Here is a 7112-nt window from a genome sequence, read left to right on the forward strand (position 1 = left end):
CTTTCAAACTATAATATTTTCAAGGTTCGGTGTCCCTCCGAGTCCCGCTCTCTCGCGGCTCTCTCTCAGGCACTTATTCAATATAGCGAACCTATCTTGGAATGTCAACTACTTTTTCCAAGTTTTTGGAAAAAAATTTTTTAATGGCTGGAAGCTGCTCAGAATACTGGGTTTAGGCAACAATGGTGTAGGCGTTGTTGACTCATAGGAAGAGTAGATAGTGAATTTTCAGTCAGTAATAGCGGTTTTACATCAGTTTTGGGGTGAGCGTGGTTGCTTGATTGCTCAACCTTATGATATGGAGAAGGGAGCAGGAACTAAGAACCCTCATACTTTTTTAAGGGCTTTGGGTCCAGAACCTTGGGCAGTGGCTTATGTTGAACCTTGCCGTCGTCCAACCGATGGGCGCTATGGCGAAAACCCAAATCGGTTTCAACATTATTATCAATATCAAGTTCTGATTAAACCTTCACCAGATAATATCCAGGAGATTTACCTTGATTCTTTAAGGGCTTTGGGTATTCGTCCAGAGGATCATGATGTGCGGTTTGTGGAGGATAATTGGGAAGATGCAACGGTGGGGGCTTGGGGTACTGGTTGGGAAGTGTGGTTAGATGGGATGGAAATTACCCAGTTTACTTATTTTCAACAGTGCGGGGGTATTGATTGCCGTCCGGTGTCCATTGAGATTACTTATGGTTTAGAAAGATTGGCGATGTATCTCCAGCAAGTGGAGGCTATTACTAAGATTCAATGGACAGACCATATTACCTATGGTGATGTTCATCTTCAGGGTGAGATTGAGCAGTGTACCTATAACTTTGAAGCTTCTAATCCTGAGATGTTGTTAAATCTGTTCAATATATATGAGCAGGAAGCATCCCAACTCACAGAAAGGGGATTGGTATTACCTAGCTTAGATTTTGTGATTAAGTGTTCCCATACATTTAATTTGCTGGATGCAAGAGGTGTAATTTCGGTGACGGAACGAACTCGCTATATTGCCAGGATTCGTCATTTGGCTAGAAAGGTGGCTCATTTATATGTTGAGCAAAGGGAACAGTTGGGTTTCCCGTTGTTGAAAAATTCACAAGCTGCTGCTTGATTACTGTTTCAGAAGATGCAGAGCATCTAGAACACCGATTCATTAATCGTAAGGGCGCATAGCATTCGGACAGAATATAAACTGGTTTCAGCGATAGGTTATCACCCGAATGCTTCGCCCCTACAAGGTAAAAACAGATTACCTAGCATTACTGAGTCGACGTTCTAGATGTTCGTTACCAGGCAACGAGATAGAATAAGCAAAGTGTTAATTTTTGTAACTCCTCCGTTTTTGGGGGAGTTGCTGTTCGTGGCAAAAACAATGGTGTGTGTCAGATGATGAATATTAGTGAAGTGTTAGAACCTATTGCAGCTTGGTTTCGTTCTTTGGGTATTCCTGAACCTGTTACACATTGGGGACATCCGGTGATGATGGGGATTGTGATTTTTGTGGTGGGTAGTTTTGTGGGTGTGTCTGGTTGGCGGGGTAAATTGCTGCAAGATACAGATAAGGATGCTGCTGTTAAAAGTCGCAGCGCCCATCGTCAGTTAGCACCTTGGTTATTTATCTTTTTGGCAGGTGGTTATACAGGTGGTGTGTTGTCTTTGGTGATGCAGCATCAACCACTGTTTGAAAGTCCGCATTTTTGGACTGGTTCTCTTGTACTGTTGCTGTTGTTGGTAAATGGTGCAATTTCTCTGAGTGGGTTTTTTGGTGATAAAGCAGGTTTACGTGCTGTTCATGCTTATTTAGGAAGTACAGCACTGTTAATTTTGTTTGTTCATGCTGTCTTGGGGTTGAATTTGGGTCTATCACTCTAAAATAGGTCTTTTCCCAGTTCTCTATTTTGTTGGGTTGTGCTGTCGCTTAACCCAACCGACAATAATTATTTTTAACTCAGTTGATTTATTTATATAATTACTTCTTTATATTAATTTTACTAACTAAGTGCTTTTGGCAATTAAATTTTTATGATACAGAGTAATGGCGTTATTATTTGTCTTGCCTATATTTTAGGATTGTTGTTTACAGCAGTTCCTTGGGGTGGTGTATGGATTTTAGCACTGGGGATATTGGCAGCAGTTTTTTTTCGGGCAATTTTTATTAATTTACGGAAAATTAACTATAAACAGGAAAATTATCTCAATAAAGCTAAGACAGGGGTTAATACTCCGCTGACTACTCCTCATCCTAGAGTATGGTTAATAGCTGGTTTGGTGGGTTTGTTGGCAACTTTTTATTTTCAAGTGCGGACACCGCAACCAGGAGCAAAAGATATTAGTCAGTTTGTTTCTAATGAAAATAATAGTAATCAAGAACAGTTAGTAATTGTCCGTGGGGATGTGATAGGTACTCCTCGTTTAACTCGCAGTCAAAGGGGACAATTTTGGCTGAATGCGACGCAACTGGATGAGGTAAAAAATGACCAGGGTCCGGCAAGTGTGCCAAAAGGGGTAACGGGTAAATTATATGTGACTGTGCCTATTCTTCAAGCTACTGGTTTATATCCTGGTCAACAAATTGCGATCACTGGGATGTTATATAAACCTAAAGCGGCTCAAAATCCTGGTGCTTTTGATTTTCAGAAGTATCTTAAACAAGAAGGTACTTTTGCAGGTTTGATTGGTAAACAGATTAATATTATTGATGAAGAGCGAAAATGGGGATGGTGGAAAATTCGGGAAAAAATTGTGCGATCGCAAGTTCGTTGGTTAGGTGTTCCTGAAGGTCCTTTAGTTAGTGCGATGGTTTTAGGTAGTAAGGCGGTAGATTTACCTTATGATATTCGTGATTTATTTGTGAATGTGGGTTTAGCTCATGCTTTGGCTGCTTCTGGTTTTCAAACTTCTTTAATTTTGGGAATAATTTTACAATTAACTAGCAAAGCTAACAAGGGTATTCAGTTTTTTTGCGGTAGTTTGGGATTACTTACTTTTTTATGTTTAGCTGGGTTTCAAGCATCAATTATTAGAGCAGTAATTATGGGTTTTGCTGCATTAATTGGTTTGGTTTTAGAAAGGAAAGTTCAACAATTAGGATCTTTATTATTAGCTGCTACTTTATTACTTTTATTTAATCCTGTTTGGATTGGAGATTTAGGTTTTCAACTCAGTTTTCTAGCAACTTTGGGGTTAATTGTCACAGCTACACCGATAACTAAACGTTTTGATTGGCTGCCTTCTGCTATCGCTTCGTTAATTTCTGTTCCTATCGCTGCCACAATTTGGACTTTGCCTTTACTTTTACATATTTTTAGTGTAGTTGCTGTTTACAGTGTGCCATTAAATATTATCACTACCCCATTGATTTCTGTGATTAGTATTGGAGGTATGATTAGTGGTTTGGTAAGTTTAATTGTACCAGATTTAGGTAGCACGTTAGCCAGTTTTTTATATTATCCAACTTATTGGTTAATTCAATTAGCAGAATTTTTTGCTAATCTGCCTGGAAGCTCGGTTGCTGTAGGTAGTATATCTACTTGGCAAATGTTTGTAGTTTATGGATTAATTATATCTACTTGTTTAATCCGTTGGTGGCAAAAAAGATGGTGGTTTGCTGGTTTAATGGTTGTTGTTTTATTGATAATTCCTGCTTGGCATTCTACCAGTAATTTATTACGAATCACATTATTAGCAACTAATAATGAACCAGTTTTAGTAATTCAAGATCAAGGAAAGGTAACTTTAATTAATAGCGGTGATGAAGGTACAGGACGTTTCACTATTTTACCATTTTTACAACAACAAGGGATTAATCAAATTGATTGGGCGATTTCTAGCAAATTTTTGGCAAATGAAAATGATGCTTGGTTAGAAATTATGGATAGAATGCCTATTAAAAATTTTTATGCTTATTTTTCTCAACAAGAAAATAATCTGGAAACTCAAGCTATTCAAAAAAAATTACAACAGCAGCAAGGTATTTATCAGCCTTTAGCATTAGGTCAAACTATTAGCACTGGTGCTATTATTGCCCAATTCACTAATGAAAAATTACCAATTTTAAAATTGCAGATTTTTGGAAGAAATTGGTTATTGGTAGGTAGTATCAAGTCTCAACAAATAGCACAATTGGTTAAAACCGGTGATTTGTCTTCTCCCCAGGTGCTTTGGTGTCCATCAGAATCTTTACAGGATTTGGTAACAGCACTGCAACCACAGGTGGCGATCGCATCTGATAATAACCTTAACAGTAAAACATTAGATGCTATCAAAGGTAAAACCAAACTCTTCTTCACAGGTAGAGATGGTGCTATTCAATGGACTCCTGATGCTGACTTTGAAGCTTTTATCCAAGTCACAGAAAACAAATCTTCAAATCTGTAACAGGTTAGTGAAAAATATGGTATAATAGGGAATAATATAAATTAATATCACCCCTATTCACGGAATGAAGTGAATCAAGATTTGGAGAGGTGGCAGAGTGGTTGAATGCGGCACACTCGAAATGTGTTTTGGGGCAACTCAACGGGGGTTCGAATCCCCCCCTCTCCGTTACTAGATATTTTGTCAGTCTGGAAGTTACGTTTCAAATTTTTATGTTTCACGCAAAGGCGCAAAGAAGCAAAGATAAAAAGATGGCAAACAATAGAAAAGCTAGAATGTGATACAAATAGATGAAAACTGTTGTTAGGTTTCTGCAAAGCTGCAAAAGCAGGACAAATTTACAGTTTTTAGGTAATTATAAATGTTGATAAAGTTACCGCTAATTTAGCGTCAGGTACTTTATGAATAATTAATTTGCAAAGGAAAAAACGATGCGACTATCACAAATGTTATTTGTTACACTTCGGGATGATCCAGCAGATGCGGAAATTCCCAGTCATAAACTTTTACTTCGGGCTGGTTATATCCGTCGCATCGGTAGCGGTATTTATGCTTATCTGCCTTTTATGTGGCGGGTTTTACAAAAAGTTTCCCAAATAGTGCGGGAAGAAATGAACGCCACCGGCGCACAAGAATGTTTGTTACCTCAATTACAACCTTCTGAATTATGGAAGGAGTCGGGAAGATGGGATACTTATACTAAAGCTGAAGGTATCATGTTTTCCCTTATTGATAGAAGGGAACAACAACTAGGTTTAGGTCCTACTCATGAGGAAGTAATTACCACAGTTGCCCGTGATATGATTCGCTCATATCGTCAATTACCGCTGCATTTATATCAAATTCAAACTAAATTTCGTGATGAAATTCGCCCTCGTTTTGGTTTAATGCGGGGTAGAGAATTTATCATGAAAGATGGTTATTCTTTCCATGTGGATGAGGAAAGTTTAAAGAAAACCTACCAGGATATGTACCAAGCATACAGTAATATGCTGCGCCGTTCTGGTTTAGCTTTTCGGGCTGTGGAAGCTGACTCTGGTGCTATTGGTGGTTCTGGTTCGACAGAATTTATGGTGTTAGCTGATGCGGGAGAAGATGAAGTTCTCTATACTGAAGATGGAAAATATGCAGCGAATGTAGAAAAGGCAATTTCTTTACCTGCGGATGCGGAAACTTCACCTTTTACTACTTTTGAAAAACGGGAAACTCCAGGAACTGACACAATAGAAAAAGTTTGTGCTTTCTTACAATGTTCTCCTACCCAAATTGTCAAAAATGTTTTATATCAAACTGTTTATGATAACGGTTTGACTGTTTTGGTGTTGGTGAATATTCGCGGTGATCAGGAAGTTAATGATGTCAAATTACAAAATGAGTTGACTAAATTAGCTGAAAAATTTGGTGCTAAAACTATTCTTTCTTTGAGTGTACCCACTAATGAAATAATTGCAACTTGGGCAGCAAAATCTTTACCTTTAGGTTATATTGCACCCGATTTAGGTGATGATTATATTGCGGGAAGTAAACAGGTAAATTCTAAATTTGTGCAGTTGGTTGATAAAACCGCTGTGGAGTTAAAGAATTTTGTCACTGGTGCAAATGAAAGCAATTTTCATGTGGTTGGTGCAAATTGGGGTGAGCAGTTTAAATTACCTGATATTGTAGTAGATATTCGGAAAGCAAAAGCGGGCGATCGCTCACTACACGACCCCAACCAAACCCTACAAACAGCTAGAGGAATAGAAGTTGGTCACATTTTCCAACTCGGTACAAAATATTCCCAAGCTATGAATGCAACTTATACCAGTGAACAAGGGGAAGAAAAACCTTTAGTGATGGGTTGTTATGGTGTAGGAGTTTCCCGGTTAGCACAGTCAGCGGTTGAGCAGTCCTATGATAAAGATGGGATAATCTGGCCAGTAGCGATCGCACCTTATCACGCTATTATTTCCATTCCCAATGTTAACGACACCCAACAGGTAGAAATTGCCGAAAAAATCTACACAGAACTGAATAAAGCAGGTGTCGAAACCTTACTTGATGATCGTAATGAGCGAGCAGGTGTAAAATTCAAAGATGCTGACTTAATTGGCATTCCCTTTAGAATTGTTACAGGTCGCGCCATTGCTAATAGTAAAGTAGAAGTAGTAAAACGGGCAAACCGTGAATCTCAAGAAATTGCCATTGACGAAGTTGTAAATATATTACAACAATGGATTAAAGAAGCAGTAGAGAAGAAGCAGTAGAGGGATAAAATTAAACTCTTGTGAGGCAGGCATATTGCCTGCCAATAATATGTATTTGATTTGAGGATTCACAAGAAAGTTAAAACGAAAAGACTGGCGAAAAGACTGGGAAATTTAAATATTTTCACGAAAATTGAAGTTGTGTAAATATGTACCCACAAATTTCAGGAAACTGCCATTGAGAAATTGATTAATATATTAAAGATATTAAAGAATAGATTCAAGGAGCAAGCAAAAAGACAGACAAGTAAGTAGTCGGTTGCAATTAAATATAAAATGTGGGATGGGCATACTTCGATAAACTCAGTACAAGTCTTGCCCGTCAACAGGCTTCTAGCCTGTTCCACTATCTAACAATTAATTAAACCTACTTAGGGGTTGCTGAGAAAGTCTTTCCGTGAGGGCATAGGAGTCAGGAGTCAGGAGTCAGGAGTCAGGAGAAGATTTGAAAATTTCTTTGCCATCTCTTGAAATCCCAAAAAATGCACACTTTTT

Annotated in this window: 4 protein-coding genes and 1 tRNA gene; all 5 read left to right on the forward strand. The window is 38.3% G+C overall.

The features are described 5' to 3' along the window. The first annotated feature begins 220 nt into the window (after positions 1–220). The 5 genes from glyQ (at position 221) to proS (ending at position 6617) form a co-directional block, all read left to right on the forward strand. Positions 221–1105, forward strand: coding sequence for a glycine--tRNA ligase subunit alpha (gene glyQ, locus FFR48_RS23740; RefSeq protein WP_137669069.1), 885 nt, complete (start codon positions 221–223; stop codon positions 1103–1105). 275 nt (positions 1106–1380) lie between these two features. Then, positions 1381–1866, forward strand: a complete 486-nt coding sequence (locus FFR48_RS23745) for a DUF4079 domain-containing protein (protein WP_137669070.1) — start codon at positions 1381–1383, stop codon at positions 1864–1866. A gap of 150 nt (positions 1867–2016) precedes the next feature. Further along, entirely contained in the window at positions 2017–4371 is a 2355-nt protein-coding gene (locus FFR48_RS23750; RefSeq protein ID WP_137669071.1) for a ComEC/Rec2 family competence protein, read from the forward strand. Positions 4372–4454: 83 nt separating this feature from the next. Continuing rightward, a tRNA-Ser gene (locus FFR48_RS23755) sits at positions 4455–4539 on the forward strand. Between the two features lie 263 nt (positions 4540–4802). Further along, on the forward strand, positions 4803–6617 hold the full coding sequence (gene proS, locus FFR48_RS23760) for a proline--tRNA ligase (protein WP_137669072.1): 1815 nt from the start codon (positions 4803–4805) through the stop codon (positions 6615–6617). The last annotated feature ends 495 nt before the right edge of the window (positions 6618–7112 follow it).

The organism is Sphaerospermopsis reniformis, assembly GCF_005402885.1.
GTDB lineage: Bacteria > Cyanobacteriota > Cyanobacteriia > Cyanobacteriales > Nostocaceae > Sphaerospermopsis > Sphaerospermopsis kisseleviana.

What these genes read in the sequence shown, in the direction of transcription:
- FFR48_RS23745 (WP_137669070.1), top strand. Translation starts at nt 1,381, where the DNA reads ATGATGAATATTAGTGAAGTGTTAGAACCTATTGCAGCTTGGTTTCGT.
- FFR48_RS23750 (WP_137669071.1), top strand. Translation starts at nt 2,017, where the DNA reads ATGATACAGAGTAATGGCGTTATTATTTGTCTTGCCTATATTTTAGGA.
- proS (WP_137669072.1), top strand. Translation starts at nt 4,803, where the DNA reads ATGCGACTATCACAAATGTTATTTGTTACACTTCGGGATGATCCAGCA.